The sequence below is a fragment of the Citrobacter sp. Cf116 genome (assembly GCF_030336505.1).
GTDB lineage: Bacteria > Pseudomonadota > Gammaproteobacteria > Enterobacterales > Enterobacteriaceae > Citrobacter > Citrobacter freundii.
This window is the reverse complement of record NZ_JAOWEQ010000040.1, coordinates 874,779-895,832: the sequence shown is the minus strand read 5'-3', so window position 1 is coordinate 895,832 and position 21,054 is coordinate 874,779. Positions and strand designations below refer to the sequence as shown.

At 52.5% G+C, this 21,054-nt stretch carries 20 protein-coding genes and 1 pseudogene; 15 read left to right on the top strand and 6 right to left on the bottom strand.

Annotated elements, in window-relative coordinates; genetic code table 11:
- The first annotated feature begins 1 nt into the window (after position 1).
- From OGV74_RS20900 to OGV74_RS20875, 6 genes are read left to right on the top strand one after another with little or no spacing between them, the layout of a single operon-like run.
- Positions 2 to 790 carry a fimbrial biogenesis chaperone gene (locus OGV74_RS20900; protein WP_032948580.1) on the top strand — a complete coding sequence of 263 codons (789 nt, stop codon included), beginning with the start codon at positions 2 to 4 and terminating at the stop codon, positions 788 to 790.
- A 12-nt stretch (positions 791 to 802) separates the two neighbouring features.
- On the top strand, positions 803 to 1,408 hold the full coding sequence (locus tag OGV74_RS20895; RefSeq protein WP_032948581.1) for a fimbrial protein: 606 nt from the start codon (positions 803 to 805) through the stop codon (positions 1,406 to 1,408).
- Complete coding sequence (locus OGV74_RS20890) at positions 1,405 to 2,469, top strand: fimbrial protein (protein WP_086503707.1); 1,065 nt, start codon at positions 1,405 to 1,407, stop codon at positions 2,467 to 2,469. Before OGV74_RS20895 ends, OGV74_RS20890 begins: the two co-directional genes overlap by 4 nt.
- Positions 2,470 to 2,478: 9 nt before the next feature.
- Positions 2,479 to 3,021, top strand: a complete 543-nt coding sequence (locus OGV74_RS20885) for a fimbrial protein (protein ID WP_032948583.1) — start codon at positions 2,479 to 2,481, stop codon at positions 3,019 to 3,021.
- A gap of 1 nt (position 3,022) precedes the next feature.
- On the top strand, positions 3,023 to 4,690 hold the full coding sequence (locus OGV74_RS20880) for an O-antigen ligase family protein (protein ID WP_086503708.1): 1,668 nt from the start codon (positions 3,023 to 3,025) through the stop codon (positions 4,688 to 4,690).
- A 1-nt stretch (position 4,691) separates the two neighbouring features.
- Complete coding sequence (locus tag OGV74_RS20875) at positions 4,692 to 5,411, top strand: EAL domain-containing protein (protein WP_003838873.1); 720 nt, start codon at positions 4,692 to 4,694, stop codon at positions 5,409 to 5,411.
- A 15-nt stretch (positions 5,412 to 5,426) separates the two neighbouring features.
- Here OGV74_RS20875 and OGV74_RS20870 read toward each other — a convergent pair whose 3' ends face one another.
- The 3 genes from OGV74_RS20870 to fadE all read right to left on the bottom strand — a co-directional run bounded on the left by OGV74_RS20870 (position 5,427) and on the right by fadE (position 9,339).
- Positions 5,427 to 5,837, bottom strand: a complete 411-nt coding sequence (locus OGV74_RS20870) for a Spy/CpxP family protein refolding chaperone (protein ID WP_049016135.1) — start codon at positions 5,835 to 5,837, stop codon at positions 5,427 to 5,429.
- 179 nt (positions 5,838 to 6,016) lie between these two features.
- Positions 6,017 to 6,784, bottom strand: a complete 768-nt coding sequence (locus OGV74_RS20865) for an amidohydrolase (protein WP_003031394.1) — start codon at positions 6,782 to 6,784, stop codon at positions 6,017 to 6,019.
- A gap of 110 nt (positions 6,785 to 6,894) precedes the next feature.
- Positions 6,895 to 9,339, bottom strand: a complete 2,445-nt coding sequence (gene fadE / locus OGV74_RS20860) for an acyl-CoA dehydrogenase FadE (RefSeq protein ID WP_003031392.1) — start codon at positions 9,337 to 9,339, stop codon at positions 6,895 to 6,897.
- A gap of 239 nt (positions 9,340 to 9,578) precedes the next feature.
- On the opposite strand from fadE, the gene lpcA reads away from it, so the two are divergent.
- Positions 9,579 to 10,160 carry a D-sedoheptulose 7-phosphate isomerase gene (gene lpcA / locus OGV74_RS20855; protein ID WP_003031390.1) on the top strand — a complete coding sequence of 194 codons (582 nt, stop codon included), beginning with the start codon at positions 9,579 to 9,581 and terminating at the stop codon, positions 10,158 to 10,160.
- A gap of 111 nt (positions 10,161 to 10,271) precedes the next feature.
- A complete protein-coding gene (locus tag OGV74_RS20850; RefSeq protein WP_003031388.1) occupies positions 10,272 to 11,039 on the top strand; it encodes a class II glutamine amidotransferase in 768 nt (255 codons plus the stop codon).
- Here the strand turns inward: OGV74_RS20850 and dpaA are convergent.
- Positions 11,010 to 11,750, bottom strand: a complete 741-nt coding sequence (gene dpaA, locus OGV74_RS20845; RefSeq protein ID WP_003843847.1) for a peptidoglycan meso-diaminopimelic acid protein amidase — start codon at positions 11,748 to 11,750, stop codon at positions 11,010 to 11,012. The genes OGV74_RS20850 and dpaA overlap by 30 nt on opposite strands.
- A gap of 348 nt (positions 11,751 to 12,098) precedes the next feature.
- Between dpaA and OGV74_RS20840 the strand changes: the two genes are divergently transcribed.
- Positions 12,099 to 12,860, top strand: coding sequence for a C40 family peptidase (locus OGV74_RS20840; protein WP_086503709.1), 762 nt, complete (start codon positions 12,099 to 12,101; stop codon positions 12,858 to 12,860).
- 37 nt (positions 12,861 to 12,897) lie between these two features.
- Here the strand turns inward: OGV74_RS20840 and OGV74_RS20835 are convergent.
- Positions 12,898 to 14,361, bottom strand: a pseudogene (locus OGV74_RS20835) (FHIPEP family type III secretion protein); the annotation flags it as partial.
- On the opposite strand from OGV74_RS20835, the gene OGV74_RS20830 reads away from it, so the two are divergent.
- From OGV74_RS20830 to dinB, 3 genes are all read left to right on the top strand, one after another.
- On the top strand, positions 14,311 to 15,093 hold the full coding sequence (locus OGV74_RS20830) for an OmpA family protein (RefSeq protein WP_286521494.1): 783 nt from the start codon (positions 14,311 to 14,313) through the stop codon (positions 15,091 to 15,093). The pseudogene OGV74_RS20835 and the gene OGV74_RS20830 overlap by 51 nt on opposite strands.
- 56 nt (positions 15,094 to 15,149) lie before the next feature.
- The gene (locus OGV74_RS20825; RefSeq protein ID WP_003031383.1) at positions 15,150 to 15,797 is read left to right on the top strand and encodes a hypothetical protein; all 648 of its coding nucleotides are present in this window, start codon (positions 15,150 to 15,152) and stop codon (positions 15,795 to 15,797) included.
- A 66-nt stretch (positions 15,798 to 15,863) separates the two neighbouring features.
- The gene (gene dinB, locus OGV74_RS20820; protein ID WP_003031382.1) at positions 15,864 to 16,919 is read left to right on the top strand and encodes a DNA polymerase IV; all 1,056 of its coding nucleotides are present in this window, start codon (positions 15,864 to 15,866) and stop codon (positions 16,917 to 16,919) included.
- A gap of 100 nt (positions 16,920 to 17,019) precedes the next feature.
- Here the strand turns inward: dinB and pepD are convergent, their stop codons facing one another.
- Positions 17,020 to 18,477 (bottom strand): cytosol nonspecific dipeptidase, encoded by a 1,458-nt coding sequence (pepD, locus tag OGV74_RS20815; protein WP_003031381.1) that lies wholly within the window; start codon positions 18,475 to 18,477, stop codon positions 17,020 to 17,022.
- 261 nt (positions 18,478 to 18,738) lie between these two features.
- On the opposite strand from pepD, the gene gpt reads away from it, so the two are divergent.
- The 3 genes from gpt to crl all read left to right on the top strand — a co-directional run bounded on the left by gpt (position 18,739) and on the right by crl (position 21,001).
- Positions 18,739 to 19,197, top strand: coding sequence for a xanthine phosphoribosyltransferase (gpt, locus tag OGV74_RS20810; RefSeq protein WP_003031380.1), 459 nt, complete (start codon positions 18,739 to 18,741; stop codon positions 19,195 to 19,197).
- Between the two features lie 100 nt (positions 19,198 to 19,297).
- Positions 19,298 to 20,542 carry an esterase FrsA gene (gene frsA / locus OGV74_RS20805; protein WP_086503731.1) on the top strand — a complete coding sequence of 415 codons (1,245 nt, stop codon included), beginning with the start codon at positions 19,298 to 19,300 and terminating at the stop codon, positions 20,540 to 20,542.
- 57 nt (positions 20,543 to 20,599) lie between these two features.
- Positions 20,600 to 21,001: a sigma factor-binding protein Crl gene (crl, locus tag OGV74_RS20800; RefSeq protein ID WP_003031376.1), complete on the top strand. Its 402-nt coding sequence runs from the start codon at positions 20,600 to 20,602 to the stop codon at positions 20,999 to 21,001.
- Positions 21,002 to 21,054 lie beyond the last annotated feature (53 nt).

Below are 21,054 nucleotides of genomic sequence, written 5' to 3'. Positions count from 1 at the left end.
AATGAATTTTGTCATGAAAAATAAAGCTTTTTACTCCGTGCAGCGTTGGCTGAAACCCGTGGCCTGCGGTCTGCTTTTGATTGCAGAGATCAACGCCTCATGGGCGGGTATCGCACTTGACCGTACGCGCCTGATCATCACCGGTGATGCGCGCTCTGTCAGCGCGAACTTAACCAACACCAGTCCGAGCATTCCGTTTCTGGCTCAGTCGTGGGTGGAAGACGCCAATGGAACAAAAATTACTTCGCCGCTGATGGTTTTACCGCCGCTACAACGGATTAACGGCGGGCAAAAGGGCATTGCACGTGTGACGAAAACCAGCGGTATTAACGCTCTGCCACAGGATCGAGAAAGTCTGTTCTACCTGAACGTGCGCGAAATTCCGCCCAAGCCGGATAAGCCGAACGTTCTGCAGCTGGCGATGCAGTCGCGTATCAAACTGTTCTACCGTCCGACCGCCATCGTGCCGGAAACACCGGGCGCCGTGTGGCAAAACCAACTGGTCTTTCATAAGCAGGGCCTGCGCTGGAGTGTGGATAACCCAACGCCGTACTTCGTCACCTTGATCGGCTTAAGCCGCAAACCTGAAGCTCAGGGCGGCGACAGGCTGACTGACTTCCCTGGGGTTATGGTTTCACCAAAGTCCTCTCGCGATTTCAGTGTGACCGACGGCAGCGTTAGCCAGTTCAGCATGATGTATGTGAACGATTTTGGCGGTCATCCCGAATTGAAATTCAGCTGCACAGGCAATGTGTGTAAAGCATTGCCAATGGAGCAACAGCCCCGGTAACAGGATTCGTAAATGAAAAAGATGCTTTGCGCTCTGCTGATGGCGGGCATGGCCTGCTCGGTTCAGGCCACAAGCGGTCGCCAGGATATGAGCAACGTGTCCGGTGAGTATGGCAATGTCCGCTTTCATGGTCGGGTATTCGTTTCGCCGTGCGTGCTGGATATGGCCTCCCGCGATCAGACTATCGATCTTGGTGATATTTCCGCCAGCCGATTTCGCCAGGGCGGCGATCGCAGCGATCCGGTATTGGTTACGCTGTATCTGAACGGCTGTTTAAAGGGCTCCGGTCATACCTTAAGGGATTTTCCCGGGCAGACCAGTGAGATGCCTGAGCTTGCTTACAGCACGGTGGAGCGTGGTGTTTCGATGACGATGATGGCTGAAGGCGCACCGGAAAACAGCGATTTGGGGCGCATTCGTGGCGATGTTCGCGGCGCGGGCATCCGGCTACTGACTGAACGTAAGCAGTTGATCCACCTGAATCAACCGCAACGCATGTGGATCCTCAAACCGGGCGATAACGCCATTCATTTTCTTGCCGCGCTGGAATCTTTTGGGCGAGAGGTGACCGCCGGAGAATTTAACGGTCTGGTCAGACTTAAGCTGGAGTATCTATGAGCGTATTGCGCAAAATGCTGCTGTGGGGGGTGCTAGCAGGCTGTCCTCTGACCGGGCAGGCATTTACACAGGGAGAAGGTGAGCCGGAAGGTGGGGCGCCGCATCAGTACGATATTGAACTGAACTCGCTGGATGTCAGCAAAAACCACGTGGGCGGCAGAACGGAGCCGTTTCCCTGGAATCTTGGCAGTTGGTATGTAGTGGATTTTCACTGCGAACAGGCTGACATCTCCCGACAACCGATTTACTACACCACCACGACCACGATGCCGCCTTCCAATCAGGGCGCGAACCGTTTTCGCCTAAACGAGTATCTGGATGTGGAAGTACAGGTGTGGGTCGCCGGGCGTTATAACAACTACGTTCAGGCACCTTTTACCAATTTTTCAAATCGTTATAACGATCATAGCTGCAAAAAGCGCAAAGGTTACGAGCGGGCTACCAACATAGAAAGTGGTTCAAAAGGGAAAGTGACGTTTATTGTCACAAAACCCATTATTAATGGCATCAATATTACCTCCCAGTCGCTGGTGGAGGTTGCTGGGCGCTTAGGGGATGCTGGTCCTACGCCGACAACGCCAATTTCCCGCGTGGTGATTAAATCCGGGCTGATTACCGTACCGGACAAATGCACCTTCAACCGGGGAGACAAAATCAGCATTGAGTTTGGCGATTTGCCAGGATCCGCTGCCCGGCTCAACGGCACTAACTATAGTAAGCCAATCCCTATACATGTGGTGTGTGAGGGCGGCAGCTTCGATCAGGGCGCGCTGAATATCAATCTTGGCGTGCAAACGACCACGGCGTCAGGCACGGCGGGATTTAACGGTAATCTCCTCGGCACGTTAAGCGGCGGACAAAAACGCGACGATCTCGGCATTATGCTTAAAGACGAGAGTGGTGGCACCGTTGTGCCCAATCAATTTTACAACGTGAAGGGGTTTTACCAGAATCAGGGCGACTGGAATCTCACCGCCGCGCCGGTGGCAAAGCCGGGCGTGGGAAGTGTGAAGGAAGGTGAATTTGAAGCCTCTGCCACCGTTGTCGCGCAGTTTCAGTAGGGGGATGTCATGAGATTCTCGGCGTTATTCGCGACCGTTATGTTGCTGCTTGGCAGCATGGCACAGGCCGACACCAAACTGGTCGGCGGCGATATGTATTTTCACGGCACCATCAGAGCGCTGGCCTGCAGCCTTGCACCGGGTGGCGACAAAATCGAGGTCGATTTCAAGCAAATCGCGACGCAGGATCTCTATCTCTCGGGGCGCAGTAAGCCGGAAAAATTCAGCATCCAGTTACGCGACTGCAATCCTGAGGTTTTCCGTGGGATCTCGGTTACCTTCAGCGGTCGTGAGGATGCGGAGCTGGCCGATCATCTGGCGCTGGATAGCAGTGAACAAGGCGGCGCGTCAGGGATCGGGATTGGGATGAGCGAAGAGGACGGCACGGCAATCCGCCTTGATGAGAGCACATCAGTCAAAGAGATAACAGAAGGTTCGATGACGCTGAATTTTTTGGCGTGGGTCGCAGCGGAGCCATCGGCGATAAAAAATCAGTCTCTCGAATACGGTCCGTTCAGCGCCAGCGGGACCTGGACGTTGAACTACCAGTAGCATGATGAACGTACTGAATCGCATTGCGCCGCTGCCTGCGCAGAAATTATTGCTCGGTATTAGTCTGTTTTTCTGGTGTGGGGCCATGCATTTCTACTGGCCGAACAACGGCGGCAGCGGTCTGTCGTTGCCGCTTAATATTACGAGCTGGATCTACGCTGTTGTACTGGCTGCAAGCGCATTGATGCTGGCGCCTCGTCAACGCTGGCGCATCACTGTGCCAGCTGCGGGTTTTACGATCGGGGCGTTCATCCTGATGTTGCTTTGCCTGCTAACACCTGACGTCAGGCAGGCCGAGGCACTACTGGTGGCGGGGGCGTTACTGGGAGGTGTGAGCGTCTATCTGGTCACATTGCAAATTCCTCTCACGGCAAACACCCTGACGGCAATGCTGGCCCTGCTATGGGGGGCGTGCGTGATTGAATGTCTGGTGTTTGTCTATCAGTACTGGCATTTGCCGGGTGTTGATTACTGGGAGTTTGCCTGGCGACGTGGTACACGGCCTTACGGCATTTTTCAGCAGGTCAACCTGCTGGCCAGCTTTACGGCCTGTGGCGTGTTGCTGTCAGCCACGCTCTTTTTACGGCTGCGCGACGGGTATCGAATTGTCATCGGGGTTGGCCTGGTGATGATGGGATTTGTGCTGCATGAATCCCAGTCGCAAACCGGTTACCTGTCTCTGGTAGTCGGTGAAGTGCTGCTGCTGGCGGTTTTTCCGGCGCAACGGCGTACGTTGTTACTACTCCTGTTACCGTTGGCGTCAGGCATGGCGACGGGGTCGCTCGCTCGCCATTTTTTGTCCGTAGCAACGGTCGATCATTTCACCACTTCCCAGGTGCGCTGGACGGTACTCAAAACGTCGTTGGCATTATTTGCCGAACGCCCGTGGACGGGGTGGGGTGTGGGCAGTTTTGCCGCCGTGTTTCTCGAACGTGCGGGACCGTTGGGGTTGAGCAGCATCTCGCATCCGCACAATGAACTGGTGTTATGGCTGGTGGAGGGCGGTCTGGTTGGGCTGGTGGGAGCGCTGTGTTTTATTGCGAGTGGTTTCTGGCTCTGGAGGCATGGAAATCGTTGGCGTCGCGCCTGTCTGGTGGCGGCGCTGCCGGTGGTGATTCATATGCTGACGGAATACCCCGTCAGGCAGTCAACGCCGCATTGGCTACTGCTGATCCTGTTGCTTCGATGTGCAGACAGCGACCGAGCTGGAATACGCCTGGCGCTTACCTCGACGTGGCTGATTCGCGCGCCAGGGGTTATCTCGCTACTGACAGTCGCGCCATTGCTGCTTCTCACGCTGCATACGCAACAGCAACTGACGCTGGCGGAGAGGCAGTCATCGCAGTGGCATCTTGCCGAATCGCTCCCTGTAGGAGGCTGGCTTCTTACCAGTCGCTATCGGTTTGATGTCCAGATGGGGTATCTGCAACGGTATCAGCGTACTCGGGACGCTCGTTGGCTGGAGGCGGTTCGCCGCTGGGCGCCTGACTATGTGCGCGTTCACCCAGACCCTAATGTCTCCTTCACGCAAATCTTGCTGGCGTTGCAACAGCGCGACCTTGTCGAGGCGCATCGTCTGGCGACGCGCTTTTGCCTGATATACCCGAACGATCGCCGTATTCCGTGGCTGCAGGATGCACGACGTCCTTTTAATAAAATACTGGAATGATATGAACAGATTCAGCGAACAGGCCCGTTATGTACCAGAACTTCCCCGCAACGCCGAACTGCTGCAGATCACTGGGATCCGTTTGCAGCGCATTCATTTTTTTGATGACGTATCGCTGGATGTCTGTGAAGTGTTAAGTCAGGTACGCACTCCGCTTCCACTGGATTTGTTTTTCAAGCACCTTTCAATTGCGGCAAAACAGCAGCTTTTTCTATGGCAAATGCAACGGGTGCTGGCTCTTTCTGGAAGCTATTCGTTGAATTTATCCGTCAGGATGCTGACCTGTCTGTCATGGGTCACGCGTCTCACAAAGCAGGTGCATCAGGGGCGGATTGTTATTGAGATTCAGGATCCGGGCTCCATGATGCGGCTGGAGAAGGCAGAGCAGCAGGCCGTATGCATCGCCGTAAAAACGCTGGTGCGTCACGGGTTTCGCGTGTGGCTGGATGATGTTTCACCTGAGCTATTTTTTGTCTGGCGGCTGTCGGGCATCCGTTTCGATGCCATCAAAATTGAAAGTGGAATGTTTCATCAGTTCAGAACATCGGAGTGGCAGTTGAGGGTTCTGGTCAATCAGTTTCGTGGGCTGGGTGAACGGGTTGTCATTGAGGGGGTAGAAACGCCACAGGATTATGCCATTTGCCGTATGAGCGGCGCAGATGCTGTACAGGGTTTTTTGTTTGAACAGGCGATTTTACCGAAAAGCCTGAATCATTGCTGATTCAGGCTCTGGCAATTATTCGCTTAGCGTCTGTGCGATGTCTTTTTGCACCTGCTGGCGCTGTTCTGGAGTCAGCACTTTGTTCAGGTCAAAATAGTATTTCACGCGATAATAACGCGCCTGCTGTTCGATGTTGCTGAATGCCGAAAGCTGTTTTTTGACGGCTGCTTCATCCCACTTCCCGGACTTGATGACGTCAATCAACGCGCCGTCTTTAACATCCTTCACCGAAATCTGGCTTACGTTGGTTTCAAGCTGCTGGTGCAGTTTTTTAATCTGCGCAATCTGGTCAGTGCTCAACTTAAGATGTTGTACTATCGGATCCTGGGCTGGAGCCGGAACATTAGATGTGGTTGCTGCAAGCGTGCTAAAAGAAGCGCCAGCCACGGTAACTGCCAGCAAAGTCATGCGTAAGAAGTTCTTCATGTCGAGATCCTGATAAGGGAATTATTAACATTGTCAGTCACTCGCTGGTTACGAGTGATTATCTTTTGCAGGATACGATGCCCACCGCATGTCGCCACGCGAATTTGTTTTGCGGTTGGTTACGGAGTGAAACAATCCCGCCACGGAAAAACGTTATGCAGCGGGAGTGAAGGCGATAGTTATAGCGTGAACGGGTCGGCATCCTGCCAGGCGGGAAATTTCTCGCGATATTCACGCAGCGCTGAGAGAGACAGTTCTGCGTCAATGCGTGTGGCCTGATGCGGCTCGGCGGTGGCAATAATCTCACCCTGCGGATTAATCACCCGGCTGTCACCGCGATAATGATGCCCGTTACCGTCAGTGCCCACGCGGTTACATCCTGCTACATAAGCCTGATTCTCAATCGCCCGTGCGGCAAGCAGAACCTGCCAGTGCAGAGAACGCGGCGCAGGCCAATTGGCAACATACAACGCAAGGTCGTAATCGTTGCGATTGCGCGACCATACCGGAAAACGCAGGTCATAACAGACCAACGGTAGAATGCGCCAGCCGCGCCATTCAACAATAACGCGCGCGTCACCCGCCTGGTAATGCTGGTGCTCATCCGCCATGCGGAACAGATGGCGCTTGTCGTAGAAATGCACATTACCTTCGGGTTCAACCAGCAAAAAACGATTCACCGGCCCCCGTTCAGACTGTATCGCCGCGCTACCTGCTATCAGGGCATTTGTCTGCTGCGCTTTGCTACGCATCCAGCTTACAACTTCTTCTTGCGGCAACGATTTATTTGCCGCTTCCATGGCAAATCCGCTGGTAAACATCTCAGGCAATACAATGACATCACGTCCGGCGACGGTTTCCAGTTGTCGGTCAAAATGGCGCAGGTTGGCCGGGCCATCCATCCAGATCAATGGTTGTTGCAGCAGAGTAATTTTCAAACCAGGCACGATCGAGGCTCCTCGTTGAACAACATTTTGACACTGTAGCATGAGCATTAATGAAAATGTGGCAATAAAAAGCCCCGCATTAAGCGGGGCTAAACGTCGTGCGAGTGTCGTTATGCGGCTTCGACTTTACGCACTTTCTCTGGCAGCTTTACCGGCTGAGTCGCCAGCTCCTCGGGTTCAAAGTCATCCACGTTGATACTGCGCAGGCGGCTCGCTTCGGCTTTCACCAGAATCGCGGCTTCATCTTTATCAATCAGCCCTTTCGCCAGCGCATTGTGCGCCAGTTCGTCGAGACGGGTAAATGGCAGGTTTTTACCCAACTCTTTACAGATCCGCTGGTGGATTGGGTCGGCTGCAATCACGTCCAGCAGCGCCTCTTCCAGCAAACCAACTGGGTTATGCTCGCTTGGCGTCAGATATTGACCGCGACCAATACGAGAACGAGTAGCGCTCGGAACCTGCAAAATCTTCGCGACTTTATGATCCAATTTGTCAGACGGTGCATGGTAGTGGCGACCGGTAGGGAAGATAACCACATTCAGCAAGCCCGCGACCAGACGGTTCGGGAAGTTCTTCAGCAGATCGTCCATCGCCTGTTCCGCTTTGTACAACGCATCCTGAACGCCCCAGTGAACCAACGGCAGGTCCGCTTCATGACGGCCTTCGTCGTCATAACGCTTCAGCACCGCGGAGGCCAGATACAGCTGACTTAACACATCGCCCAGACGTGCGGAGATACGTTCACGACGCTTCAGACTACCGCCCAGTACAGCCATCGACACATCTGAAAGCAGGGCCAGGTTGGCGCTCAGACGGTTCAGGTGCTGGTAGTAACGTTTGGTCGCATCGCCAGTTGGCGTGCTGCTGGTTAAACCACGCGTCAGGCCAAGCCAGAAGCTACGCACTTTGTTACTGCCGACGTGACCGATGTGTTTGAACAGCAGCTTGTCGAACGCATTCACATCGTTACTCTGTGCCGCAGCCATCTCTTCCAGAACATACGGATGGCAGCGAATCGCACCCTGACCGAAGATCATCATGCTACGGGTCAGAATGTTGGCACCTTCAACGGTAATAGCGATTGGCGCACCTTGATAAGCACGGGCGAGGAAGTTGCTTTCGCCAAGCATAATGCCTTTACCGCCAGTGATATCCATCGCATCAATGATTGACTGCTGTCCGCGGTGGGTGCAGTGATATTTCACGATGGCCGACAACACCGCCGGTTTTTCACCCAGCATAATGCCGTAGGTAATCAGTGATGCTGCAGCGTCCATCACGTAGGCGTTACCGGCAATACGTGCCAACGGCTCTTCAATACCTTCCATCTTGCCGATAGAGATTTTGAACTGGCGACGAATGTGCGCATACGCGCCGGTGGCCATCGCGACCGATTTCACGCCGCCCGTCGAGTTAGATGGCAGGGTAATACCACGTCCCACAGACAGGCATTCCACCAGCATGCGCCAGCCCTGACCGGCCATTTTCGGACCACCGATGATGTAATCAATTGGTACAAACACATCTTTGCCCAGTGTTGGACCGTTCTGGAACGGCACGTTCAGCGGGAAGTGACGACGCCCAATTTGTACACCTGGCGTTGAGGTTGGGATCAGCGCACAGGTAATGCCAAGATCTTCTTCGCCACCCAGCAGTTTTTCCGGGTCGGAGAGTTTAAATGCCAGACCCAGCACGGTAGCGATAGGCGCCAGCGTGATATAGCGTTTGTTCCAGGTCAGGCGCATACCCAGCACCTGCTGGCCCTGCCAGTCGCCCATACAAACTACGCCGGTATCAGGGATCGCGCCTGCGTCGGAGCCGGCTTCCGGGCTGGTCAGAGCAAAGCATGGGATCTCCTGACCGCGAGCCAGACGTGGCAGATAATGATTTTTCTGCTCTTCGGTGCCGTAATGTTGCAGCAGTTCGCCTGGGCCTAATGAGTTAGGCACGCCAACGGTGATCGCCAGGATCCCGGAAACGCCGGAGAGTTTCTGTAGAACGCGAGCCTGAGCATATGCTGAGAATTCCAGCCCGCCGTACTCTTTCTTAATGATCATCGCGAAGAAGCGGTGTTCTTTCAGATATGCCCACAGTTCCGGAGGCAGATCCGCGAGTTCGTGAGTGATCTGAAAGTCGTTCGCCATGCGGCACGCTTCTTCCACCGGACCATCAATAAACGCTTGCTCTTCAGCAGTCAGATGCGGCTGAGGATAGTTATGCAGTTTTTTCCAGTCAGGTTTGCCCTGGAACAGATCACCTTCCCACCAGGTCGTACCGGCATCAATCGCTTCTTTCTCAGTACGCGACATCGGCGGCATGACTTTACGGAAACCGCGGAACACCGGTGCAGAGATCATAGATTTGCGCATCGGCGTAAAGTTAAACGGTACGAGAATAATGGCCAGAGGAACCAGCAGCCAGACTGACCACAGGCCAGCCACGCCAAGCGCGGCCGTCCAGGCGAGCAAAATTAAGCTGCTGAGGAATAAGCTCACGCGGTGATAAAACAGAACGCTGAGCAGAACAACCGTAGCGATAATACTCAAAATCATCATAACGAAAAGCTCCCTTGCTTGTAGGAGGTCTGACCACTTGTGATGATATGGTTGTAGTGGATGTAAATCCTTTTAGCAATGTGTTTACAAAATAATTACAACAAAGCTCACATTGTTGCTGTTTTAACCGGCATAAAAAATCAAAAGCCGTAACCATTCCTGTGGCTTGTACTTCTCGCTGGTAGCGCTATCCGGTACACTGCACCTTGTCATTTACATTCATGCTGAAGGATATCCTCATGTACCAGGATCTTATTCGTAACGAACTGAGCGAAGCGGCGGAAACGCTGGCTAATTTTCTTAAAGATGACGCCAATATTCACGCCATTCAGCGCGCGGCGGTCCTGTTGGCAGACAGCTTTAAAGCCGGCGGTAAGGTACTTTCTTGCGGTAACGGCGGTTCCCATTGCGACGCGATGCACTTTGCCGAAGAGCTGACCGGACGCTATCGTGAAAACCGTCCTGGTTACCCTGCTATCGCTATCTCTGACGTCAGCCATATCTCCTGCGTCAGCAACGATTTCGGTTACGATTATGTGTTCTCTCGCTACGTAGAAGCCGTGGGTCGTGAGGGAGATGTCCTGTTAGGCATCTCGACTTCGGGTAATTCCGGTAACGTAATTAAAGCGATTGCCGCAGCGCGTGAGAAAGGGATGAAAGTTATCACCCTGACCGGTAAAGATGGCGGCAAAATGGCGGGCAGCGCGGATATCGAAATTCGCGTGCCGCACTTTGGCTACGCTGATCGTATTCAGGAAATTCATATCAAAGTGATTCATATCCTGATCCAGTTGATCGAAAAAGAGATGGTTAAACCATAAGAAGACGATTGCCGGATGGTGGCTGAAGCCGTATCCGGCCTACATGAGCGCCACGTAGGCCTGATAAGCGCAGCGCCATCAGGCAGTTCACGGTTTTAAGGTAGGTGATGTATGTGCGAACTGCTCGGGATGAGCGCCAATGTGCCAACCGATATCTGCTTTAGCTTCACCGGGCTGGTCCAGCGCGGCGGAGGTACCGGGCCGCACAAAGACGGCTGGGGTATTACGTTTTATGAAGGTAAGGGCTGCCGTACGTTTAAAGATCCGCAACCCAGCTTTAATTCGCCTATCGCCAAACTGGTACAAGACTATCCCATCAAATCCTGTTCCGTGATTGCCCATATTCGTCAGGCGAATCGTGGAGAAGTAGCGCTGGAAAATACCCATCCATTTACCCGTGAACTATGGGGACGTAACTGGACGTATGCCCATAACGGGCAACTCAGCGGTTATAAATCACTGGAGACCGGTAATTTCCGCCCGGTCGGTGAAACCGACAGCGAAAAAGCCTTCTGCTGGCTGCTCCACAAGCTGACGGAGCGTTATCCGCGCACGCCTGGCAATATGACGGCGGTGTTTAAATATATCGCGATGCTGGCAGGAGAACTGCGGGAGAAGGGCGTCTTCAACATGCTGTTGTCTGACGGACGTTATGTGATGGCCTTCTGCTCGACCAATTTGTTTTGGATCACGCGGCGTGCGCCGTTTGGCGTGGCGACATTGCTGGATCAGGATGTGGAGATTGATTTTAGCTCAGAGACCACACCCAATGATGTGGTCACCGTGATTGCCACTCAACCGTTAACCGGCAATGAAACCTGGCAAAAGATTATGCCAGGCGAGTGGGCATTATTTTGTCTCGGGGAGCGCGTAGTTTGATGCCAGTTGCGGCTGAACCACTTCGTGACTCAACGGCTTGCTGATAACGTAACGGCCATCGACGACGGAAACGGTCGGTGGCTTACGCGTTTGTTCGAAGTAATCGTATCCCGGTTTTAGCTGCGACCAGAACTCTTTGTAATACGAGAACTTATGGCGCTGCATGTTGGCATCGGTCATGCGGAACGGGTAAATGCTAACCTGTACGCTGGACTGCCCGAACACCAGCGCGCCGGTGACAAACTGGAAAATCTCATCAATGCCGTTGTCGGTCATTGCGTAGCAGCCGACGGAAACACAGGCGCCGTGGATCATCAGGTATTTACCTTCATAACCGTGGGCGCGATCGTAGGCATTAGGGAAACCAATGTTAATCGCTTTATAGAAGCGGCTATCCGGTTTCAGCTGTCCACGCTGAACGCTGTAAAACCCTTCCGGACTTTTGAAATCACCCTGACGCTGTTTCGGCCCTAAGCCACCGGAATAATTACAGATCTTATAACTGTCGAGCAATTGATACTGTTCGCCCATCTTGACGTACAGATCCAACGTTCGCTCTTCTTTGAAGATCTGGATATAAACGGGGGAGCCCATTAATTGCTGCTTATATTCTTTGCTGACAGGCGTAGTCGGGCTGCTGCTGCTCAGCAAACCGGCAAACGAAACGCACGGCAATAAAAGCATCGCAAGAAAAAATGCGATTTTACGCATACTGCTTATTCCTTGATAAAACGATCACACACGCCAGGACGGCAAAAGAGTCCCCAAATCGGATAAATCTGGATCTGGAGCGCTCACATTATCACCCAGAGAGTTTTTCGCAAGTCTCTCGTGCTGCGTTTACACTTTAGATTTTCTTTATACGGATAATTGTGCTTAAAGTCTGTCAGACACTGGCGTATTTTGCGGGTGAGCGACCGTCATTGAGCCCTATTAGTGAAAAATTCCTAATGTATTGAATTTAAAAAATTAATACTTTAATAATCAAATATTAAAATGGAATACCTGGTAATAGCGGTAGACTGCTCGGAACGTGTTTGATTAGGTATTTTTGTTTTCATGTTTTTTGTCTCTGCACCCCGACGCTTTTTGCCGGGTCTGCTGTCTTTGTGTGTTGTGTTGTCCTCACCGTCTGTCGCCAAAGTTCAGCCTTTCTTATCTGACGCCCATGTAAGCTATGCGGCGCAAATGCGCATACGTAATCGTGCCCGGCTGCTGAAGCAGTATCACGCACAGGTAAAAAAGCAGGCAAGCTACGTGGTGGAAGGCAACGCAGAAAGTAAAAGCGCGCTGCGCCAGCAGAACCGGGCACTGATTAAACAGCATCCGGAGTGGTTCCCTGGCCCACTGAAAGCCAGCGACCATCGCTGGCAGGAACTGGCTGAGAATGACCATTTTCTCAGTAGCAATCATCTACACAATATCACTGAAGTGGCCATCCACCGACTTGAGCAACAGCTAGGTAAACCCTATTTGTGGGGCGGTACCGATCCGGATGAAGGGTTTGACTGTAGCGGGCTGATTTTTTATGCCTACAACAAAATCCTGGCGGCAAAATTGCCCCGGACAGCGAATGAAATGTATCACTATCGACGGGCAACGATTGTCGCTAACCGCGATCTTCGCCGTGGTGATTTAGTGTTCTTTCATATTCACAGCCGGGATATTGCCGATCATATGGGCGTCTATTTGGGGCAGGGACAATTTATTGAATCACCGCGGACAGGAGAAACAATTCGGGTGAGCAATTTATCCGATGACTTCTGGCAGGATCATTATCTAGGCGCTCGTCGTATTCTTACGGAAAATACGATTCTGTAATCAAAAAGGCGGTGTAATGACACCGCCTCGGCAGGCGTTAACTTAACGCCCCCATGATCTTTAATTCCAGTTCATCCGGAACTTCGTTATAAGACAACACCTGTAGGCCCGGGGCAAACAGGCGCGCATAGCGCGCGAGCAAAGGACGTAACTGCGGCGCGACCAGCAGCACAGGCTCTTTCCCCGCCGCTTTCATCTGTTCTTTTATCTGCGGCATATTGGTCTGAAACTGATTCAGCATATTGGGATCGACCGGCACGCTATCCAGCACCACTTTTCCACTTTGCTGAGCCTGATTCACCACATTCGCCAGCAGATTCTCCAGTTCACTGTTCAGCGTATATACGGCCAGCTCATCTTTGCGCACAAACGGGTGGGTAATGCTGCGACGGAGCGCCAGACGCACATCCGCCGTTAACAAAATATGATCTTTGGTCACGGTGCTACTGGCGACAAGTACGGTGGCTATGGTGACGATATCGCGCAATGACACACCTTCGATAAGCAGCGCCCGGTACACTTTCAAGAGCTGGCTGTAATTCAGCGCTGCGCTCAAATCTTCCGCCAGACGTGGCGCCATAGAAGAAAGGCGGTTATGCAACTGCGTAATGTCATCGTAATTAAACAGCTCTGGAATATAGTTACGAATGATCTTATTCACATGCGTCGCAATGACGCTGGCACTATCAATAACCTGGTACCCCATATTTAACGCTTTAGCTTTTTGCGCCGGAACAATCCAGGTGACCGGCATACCATAGGCCGGATCGTGGCCTAAAACACCGTCGATCTCGCCATAGGTTTCACTGGAGGGCAGCGCCATCAGCTTATCTGCGGGAATATCGGCTTCATCGGCCTTGATCCCATTGATAAAAATGGCGTACTGGGTCGGTTTAAGGCGGAAGTTTTCGCGGATGCGAATTTCCGGCAGCAGTACGCCGTTCGTGTCTGAGATCACCTGTCGCACACCGCGAATGCGTTGAGTGAGCGGATTCCCTTTGGATTTATCGACCAACGACACCAGCTTATATCCCAGGCTCAGGCTGATAGGTTCTATTAAGGGGATAGTTTCCCAACTGACCTGTTGCTCGGTGGTTTCAGCGATGGTTTTGGTCAGCGTTTCGAGATTTTTCTCTTCGGTCTCAGCCACCTTCGGTCGCTTGCTCATGCGCCAGGCGGTGAATCCCAGCAGGGCGCTGAAAATCAGGAAGGGGAAATGCGGCATCCCCGGCACCACTGCCAGCACAAACATAATGCTGGTGGCGGTATACAGCACGGAGGGGCTGGCCAGCAGTTGGCTACGTACGTCCGTGGCAATATCGCCGCTGTCGCTTACGCGGGTGACGATGATCGCTGCTGCTGTCGACAACAGCAGAGAAGGGATCTGGGCGACCAGGCCGTCACCGATGGTCATCAGTACGTATTGCTGGAAGGCGGCTTCGGCGCTTAAATCGTATATAAAGATCCCGATACAGACGCCGCCGATCAGGTTGATAAGCAGCCGATAGCGCCGGGTGCGCAGAAGAAAAACGTCACGCGCAACAAGCTGGATAAAACGGTTACCCCGCAAGAGACGGCGAAGATCACAGAAGATAACGCCAAAAAAGCGCTGGATGTAAATGAAAAAGCGGTGTTGCTGAAGCAAAAATCAGCGCGTGAATTGGGCGAGCTGGCGACCGATATTAACGTCATTGCCCGCAACGCACATATGGAAACCAACCTCGAGATGGAGATTGTTCCTCAGGGGTTGCGCGTACTGATTAAAGATGACCAGAACCGGAATATGTTTGAACGCGGCAGCGCCAAAATTATGCCGTTCTTTAAATCGCTGCTGGTTGAGCTGACCCCCGTGTTTGACTCGCTGGACAACAAGCTCATCATTACCGGACATACGGATGCGATGAGCTATAAGAGCAACATTTACAACAACTGGAACCTCTCCGGCGACCGTGCTTTGTCAGCACGACGCGTGCTGGAAGATGCCGGCATGCCGCAGGATAAAGTCATGCAGGTTAGCGCCATGGCGGACCAAATGCTGCTGGATGCGAAAAACCCGGAAAGCGCAGGCAACCGCCGTATTGAGATCATGGTGTTAACGCAAAGTGCTTCCGATACGCTGTATCAATATTTTGGTCAGCACGGCGAGAAAGTGGTTCAGCCACTGGTTGATAAGCTGGACAAACAAAAGCAGGTGACTTCTTTACGTCAGCCCTCTGCTCCCGTCACGCATTAATTCTGTTCTCTGCCCCCCACGCAACGTGGGGGAAAATTATCCCTCAGGAAGGTCATGTGATAGATGTAACCCATATTATTCCATTGGATATTCATACTGATAACGTCACCGATGTGGCTTGTCAGGGGGCGCATTTCGACCCGGTTTCAGGTATCTGGTACACCGAACCTCATGAGTTAAATGAGACGCTGCGCGAGCATGTTTACGCGACGGACAATTTTAATATTGTGGCTCCTTATTACCTGGTTATTACGTCGAAAATGCAATGCTGGAATTGCCATCAGCCCACGCATATTCATGGTGTGATGTTTACCCGGTTTATCAAACAAAATCAGGATGATAAAAGATGGGTGTCCGTGCGGCGCAATACATTTTTGTTCCATATCAACACGCTGCCGGAAGAGATAAAAAAGAACATCAAAGCCAGCAATTACTACCTGGATAAAAGTAAAACGACCGGGCTACGTTATTGGATGAACCACTGTGAAATCTGTGGAGAGCGCCTGGGTGATTACGAGTTGTTCTGTGTCGAAGATGATGCTTTTCGTCTGATGACGATTGAAAAAATTTTGCGGGCAAATGTGCGCAAAGTGAATAAGTTGTTTGTCAGTACGGCAGGAAATCCCGCCGACCATGCGCCAAAAGACATTGTGCGTTATCTGTGTGATGCGCGCTTTGTGATGAATGGACCCGCATTGACGTAGCAAAGGTACAGGCTTCTCATATCGTAAAAATACTGTATACTTAAACAGTGTTATGAGAGGTGAGTCATGCGCAAAATCATACATGTCGATATGGACTGCTTTTTCGCGGCGGTGGAAATGCGCGACAACCCCGCCTTGCGTGATATTCCCATTGCTATCGGCGGCAGTCGTGAACGCCGGGGGGTTATCAGCACGGCCAATTATCCGGCGCGTAAATTCGGCGTACGCAGCGCAATGCCAACCGGAATGGCGTTAAAGCTGTGCCCGCATCTCACGTTATTGCCAGGCCGATACGAGGCTTATAAAGAAGCCTCCCGCCAGATTCAGGCTATTTTCTCCCGTTATACCTCGCTGATAGAACCGCTTTCGCTGGATGAAGCCTATCTGGATGTGACTGACAGCACTCACTGCCATGGCTCAGCTACGCTGATTGCTCAGGAGATCCGCCAGACAATTTTTACCGAGCTACAGTTAACCGCCTCTGCCGGAATTGCGCCGGTCAAATTTCTGGCAAAAATAGCCTCCGATCTCAACAAACCCAATGGGCAATATGTGATTACCCCTGCCGATGTTCCTGAATTTCTCAGAACATTACCGTTAGGCAAAATTCCCGGCGTTGGCAAAGTCTCTGCCGCTAAGCTGGAAGCGATGGGGTTGCGAACCTGCGAGGATGTTCAGAAATACGACCTGGCCATGTTGCTCAAACGTTTTGGTAAGTTTGGTCGCGTGTTGTGGGAACGTAGCCAGGGCATTGATGAGCGCGACGTCAACAATGACAGACTGCGCAAATCAGTCGGCGTCGAGCGTACTTTGGCAGAAGATATTCATGAGTGGGCTGAATGTGAGGAGATTATTGAGCGGCTATATCCCGAACTGGAACGACGTCTGGCCAAGGTAAAACCGGATCTGTTGATCGCCCGGCAGGGAGTAAAACTCAAGTTTAATGATTTTCAGCAAACCACGCAGGAGCACGTCTGGCCGCGCTTAAGTAAAGATGACTTAATTGCGACGGCGCGCAAAACCTGGAATGAACGTCGGGGAGGGCGGGGCGTAAGACTGGTGGGATTACACGTCACGCTGTTGGATCCACAGCTGGAAAGGCAACTACTGTTGGGGCTGTGATGTTGATGTATTGCCGGATGGCTGCGTAAAAACTATATCCGGCCTACAAATCAGCATGTAGGCCGGATAAGCACAGCGCCATTCGGCGTTTAGCGCAGACTTACTTCGCCGGAATAGACTTCAGCAGTTCAGTCAGCAGCGTCCAGTAATGGCCGACGCTTTCGATATGAACCTGTTCATCCGGGGAGTGCGGGCCGGTGATGGTTGGCCCGATGGAAACCATGTCCATATCTGGATACGGTTTCTTGAACAGACCACATTCCAGACCGGCGTGGATGATTTGGATGTTAGGCGTTTTGTTGAACAGACGCTGATAGGTTTCACGAACCAGGTGCATAACCGGAGAGTTGGCATCCGGCTGCCAGCCTGGGTATCCGCCTTTTGCCTGGGTTTTCGCGCCAGCCAGTTTACCCAGTGAATCCAGCATGCTCACCACGTAGTCTTTACCGCTGTCGATCAGAGAACGGATGAGGCAGTGAATTTCAACGTTGTCGTCAGTCATGGTTACAACGCCGACGTTCAGGGAAGTTTCTACCACGCCTTTGGCGACGTCGGAGTTGCGGATAACACCGTTCGGGGTGGCGTTCAGCAGACGCACAAAGCTGTCGCGAGACTCAGCGGTCAGCGCGGCTTTGTCTTGAGTAACGGCATCCAGCAGCAGAGCCAGGTTCTTCTCTTTGGCTTCCAGTTCGTTTTTCAGGATTTCCTGATAGGTGTTGACCAGCGCTTTTAACGCATCAACTTTATCTGCAGCCACGGCCAGGGTGGCAAAGGCTTCACGCGGAATTGCGTTACGCAGCGTACCGCCGTTGAAATCAACCAGACGCAGATCCAGCTCTTCAGCGTGGCCCGCCAGGAAGCGTACCAGCAGCTTGTTCGCGTTACCGAGACCAACGTGGATTTCGCCGCCGGAGTGGCCGCCTTTCAGGCCTTTTAACGTCAGCTTAAAGCTCTGGAAGCCAGCAGGGATTGCTTCACGGGACAGCGGCAGGTTAGAGGTAAAGTCGATACCGCCTGCGCAACCCATGTAGATCTCACCTTCTTCTTCTGAGTCGGTGTTGATCAGGATATCTGCCTGCAACCAGTTAGCCTGCAGACCAAACGCGCCATCCATACCTGCTTCTTCGGTCATGGTCAGCAGCACTTCCAGAGGACCATGTACCACGCTGTCATCAGCCAGAACGGCCAGCGCAGACGCCATACCGATACCGTTATCCGCACCCAGCGTGGTGCCACGGGCTTTTACCCATTCGCCATCAATATAAGGTTGGATAGGATCTTTGGTGAAGTCGTGCACGGTGTCGTTGTTTTTCTGCGGGACCATATCCAGGTGCGCCTGCAGAACGACCGGTTTACGGTTTTCCATGCCTGCGGTAGCGGGTTTGCGAATCAGGATATTACCGACTTGATCGCGCTCGACGTGGAAACCTTTTTCCTGGGCCCAGCTCAGAATGTGTTCAGCGAGCTGCTCTTCATGATAGGACGGATGAGGAATAGAACAGATTTTGGCAAAAATATCCCATAGCGGTTGCGGGGATAATTGAGACAGTTCAGACACGTTGAGTCTCCTTGGCGATGTCCTACAAAACTTGCTTGCAGGCCACGGGGTTAGCAGAATTAAAAACATCACAAGTCAGGCTTGCGCGATGCGATTGAGAATACCACTTTCTCCGCTGACAGCTAGCATAAAGCATGCAAAAAGAGGCGCGGATTCCGCGAAACACTGGTTTTTAGTGCGTCAGATCTCTATAATCTCGCGCAACCTATTTCCCCCTCGAACACTTTTTAAGCCGTAGATAAACAGGCTGGGACACTTCACATGAGCGAAAAATACGTCGTCACCTGGGACATGTTGCAGATCCATGCACGTAAACTGGCAAGCCGCCTGATGCCTTCTGAACAATGGAAAGGCATTATTGCCGTTAGCCGTGGTGGTCTGGTACCGGGCGCATTGCTGGCGCGTGAATTGGGTATTCGTCATGTCGATACCGTATGCATCTCCAGCTACGATCACGACAACCAGCGCGAACTGAAAGTGCTGAAACGTGCCGAAGGCGACGGTGAAGGTTTCATCGTAATCGATGACCTGGTTGACACCGGTGGTACCGCCGTTGCGATCCGCGAAATGTATCCTAAAGCGCATTTCGTTACTATCTTCGCTAAGCCGGCAGGTCGCCCGCTGGTGAATGATTATGTTGTTGATATCCCTCAGGATACCTGGATTGAACAGCCGTGGGATATGGGCGTGGTGTTCGTCCCGCCGATCTCTGGTCGCTAATCTAAAAAGTTTTCAACGCCTGGCAACTGCCGGGCGTTGTTCTTTTTGTGCAGTGTCAGGTTACACTATGCCTTAGTGAGTACTCATGGAGGCTGCAATCATGTCACAGGCTAACCTCAGCGAAGTCCTGTTTAAACCCCGCTTCAAACACCCTGAAACGTCAACGCTGGTTCGTCGTTTTAATCACGGCGCGCAGCCGTCCGTACAATCTGCCCTGGATGGTAAAACCATTCCCCACTGGTATCGCATGGTGAATCGTCTGATGTGGATCTGGCGTGGCGTCGACCCGCGTGAAATCCTTGAGGTGCAGGCACGTATCGTGATGAGCGAAGCCGAGCGTACGGATAAAGAACTCTACGATACGGTTATCGGCTATCGCGGTGGGAACTGGATCTATGAGTGGGCGAAGCAGGCGATGGTCTGGCAACAGAAAGCGTCTATGGAAGAGGATCCGCAGGTGAGCGGACGCCACTGGCTGCATGCGTCTACGTTGTACAACATTGCCGCTTACCCACACCTGAAAGGCGATGAGCTGGCAGAACAGGCACAGGCTTTGGCCAATCGCGCCTATGAAGAGGCCGCGCAGCGACTGCCGGGGACATTGCGCGAGATGGAATTTGCCGTTACCGGCGGCGCGCCAATCACTGGATTCCTGCATATGCCAAAAGGCGACGGTCCGTTCCCGACGGTGCTGATGTGCGGTGGCCTCGATTCCATGCAAACGGATTATTACAGTCTGTATGAGCGCTACTTTGCTCCACATGGCATTGCCATGCTGACGCTGGATATGCCGTCGGTTGGGTTCTCATCAAAATGGAAACTGACTCAGGATTCCAGCCTGCTGCATCAGCACGTATTAAAAGCGCTGCCTAATGTTCCCTGGGTGGATCACACTCGCGTGGCGGCCTTTGGTTTCCGCTTTGGCGCTAACGTAGCGGTACGTCTGGCATATCTGGAATCATCACGCCTGAAGGCGGTGGCCTGTCTGGGACCAGTGGTTCATGCGCTGCTCAGTGACCCGCAACGTCAGGCGAGCGTCCCGGAAATGTATCTTGATGTACTGGCTAGCCGCCTGGGGATGCATGACGCCTCCGATGAAGCGCTGCGCGTTGAGCTTAATCGCTATTCATTAAAAGTGCAGGGCCTGCTGGGGCGACGCTGCCCGACGCCAATGCTTTCGGGGTTCTGGAAGAACGACCCGTTTAGCCCGGAAGAAGAGTCACGTTTAATCACATCTTCATCCTCAGACGGTAAGCTACTGGAGATCCCCTTCAATCCGGTGTATCGCAATTTTGACAAAGGGTTGCAGGAAATAACCAGTTGGATCAATCAGAGATTGTGTTAAAAGTTTGCTAAATTTTATCGATTTGGTAAAACAGGTGCTTCACCTAAGGAGATCGTAATGACGTTACCGAGTGGGCATCCGAAAAGTAGATTGATCAAGAAATTCACCGCGCTTGGCCCGTACATCCGGGAAGGGCAGTGCGAAGATAATCGATTTTTTTTCGATTGTCTGGCTGTTTGCGTCAACGTGAAACCCGCCCCTGAGAAACGCGAGTTCTGGGGCTGGTGGATGGAACTGGAGGCGCAGGAAAAACGCTTCACGTATAGTTATCAGTTTGGTTTGTTTGATAAAGACGGTAACTGGACTGCGGTGCCGGTGAAAGAGACTGAAGTGGTAGAGCGACTGGAATACACCTTACGTGAATTCCATGAAAAATTACTTGGCTTGTTAACGACGCTGAATCTGGCGCTGGAACCTGCTGACGACTTTAAGGATGAACCGGTTAAGTTAACGGCATAATGAACAGTGAAAAGCCGGATGGCGGCGCAACCCCATCCGGCTTTTTTATGCTA

What these genes read in the sequence shown, in the direction of transcription:
- OGV74_RS20900 (WP_032948580.1), top strand. Translation starts at nt 2, where the DNA reads ATGAATTTTGTCATGAAAAATAAAGCTTTTTACTCCGTGCAGCGTTGG.
- OGV74_RS20875 (WP_003838873.1), top strand. Translation starts at nt 4,692, where the DNA reads ATGAACAGATTCAGCGAACAGGCCCGTTATGTACCAGAACTTCCCCGC.
- OGV74_RS20850 (WP_003031388.1), top strand. Translation starts at nt 10,272, where the DNA reads ATGTGCGAACTGCTCGGGATGAGCGCCAATGTGCCAACCGATATCTGC.
- lpcA (WP_003031390.1), top strand. Translation starts at nt 9,579, where the DNA reads ATGTACCAGGATCTTATTCGTAACGAACTGAGCGAAGCGGCGGAAACG.
- OGV74_RS20895 (WP_032948581.1), top strand. Translation starts at nt 803, where the DNA reads ATGAAAAAGATGCTTTGCGCTCTGCTGATGGCGGGCATGGCCTGCTCG.
- OGV74_RS20885 (WP_032948583.1), top strand. Translation starts at nt 2,479, where the DNA reads ATGAGATTCTCGGCGTTATTCGCGACCGTTATGTTGCTGCTTGGCAGC.
- gpt (WP_003031380.1), top strand. Translation starts at nt 18,739, where the DNA reads ATGAGCGAAAAATACGTCGTCACCTGGGACATGTTGCAGATCCATGCA.
- dinB (WP_003031382.1), top strand. Translation starts at nt 15,864, where the DNA reads ATGCGCAAAATCATACATGTCGATATGGACTGCTTTTTCGCGGCGGTG.
- dpaA (WP_003843847.1), bottom strand. Translation starts at nt 11,750, where the DNA reads ATGCGTAAAATCGCATTTTTTCTTGCGATGCTTTTATTGCCGTGCGTT.
- crl (WP_003031376.1), top strand. Translation starts at nt 20,600, where the DNA reads ATGACGTTACCGAGTGGGCATCCGAAAAGTAGATTGATCAAGAAATTC.
- OGV74_RS20870 (WP_049016135.1), bottom strand. Translation starts at nt 5,837, where the DNA reads ATGAAGAACTTCTTACGCATGACTTTGCTGGCAGTTACCGTGGCTGGC.
- OGV74_RS20840 (WP_086503709.1), top strand. Translation starts at nt 12,099, where the DNA reads ATGTTTTTTGTCTCTGCACCCCGACGCTTTTTGCCGGGTCTGCTGTCT.
- fadE (WP_003031392.1), bottom strand. Translation starts at nt 9,339, where the DNA reads ATGATGATTTTGAGTATTATCGCTACGGTTGTTCTGCTCAGCGTTCTG.
- OGV74_RS20880 (WP_086503708.1), top strand. Translation starts at nt 3,023, where the DNA reads ATGATGAACGTACTGAATCGCATTGCGCCGCTGCCTGCGCAGAAATTA.
- frsA (WP_086503731.1), top strand. Translation starts at nt 19,298, where the DNA reads ATGTCACAGGCTAACCTCAGCGAAGTCCTGTTTAAACCCCGCTTCAAA.
- OGV74_RS20890 (WP_086503707.1), top strand. Translation starts at nt 1,405, where the DNA reads ATGAGCGTATTGCGCAAAATGCTGCTGTGGGGGGTGCTAGCAGGCTGT.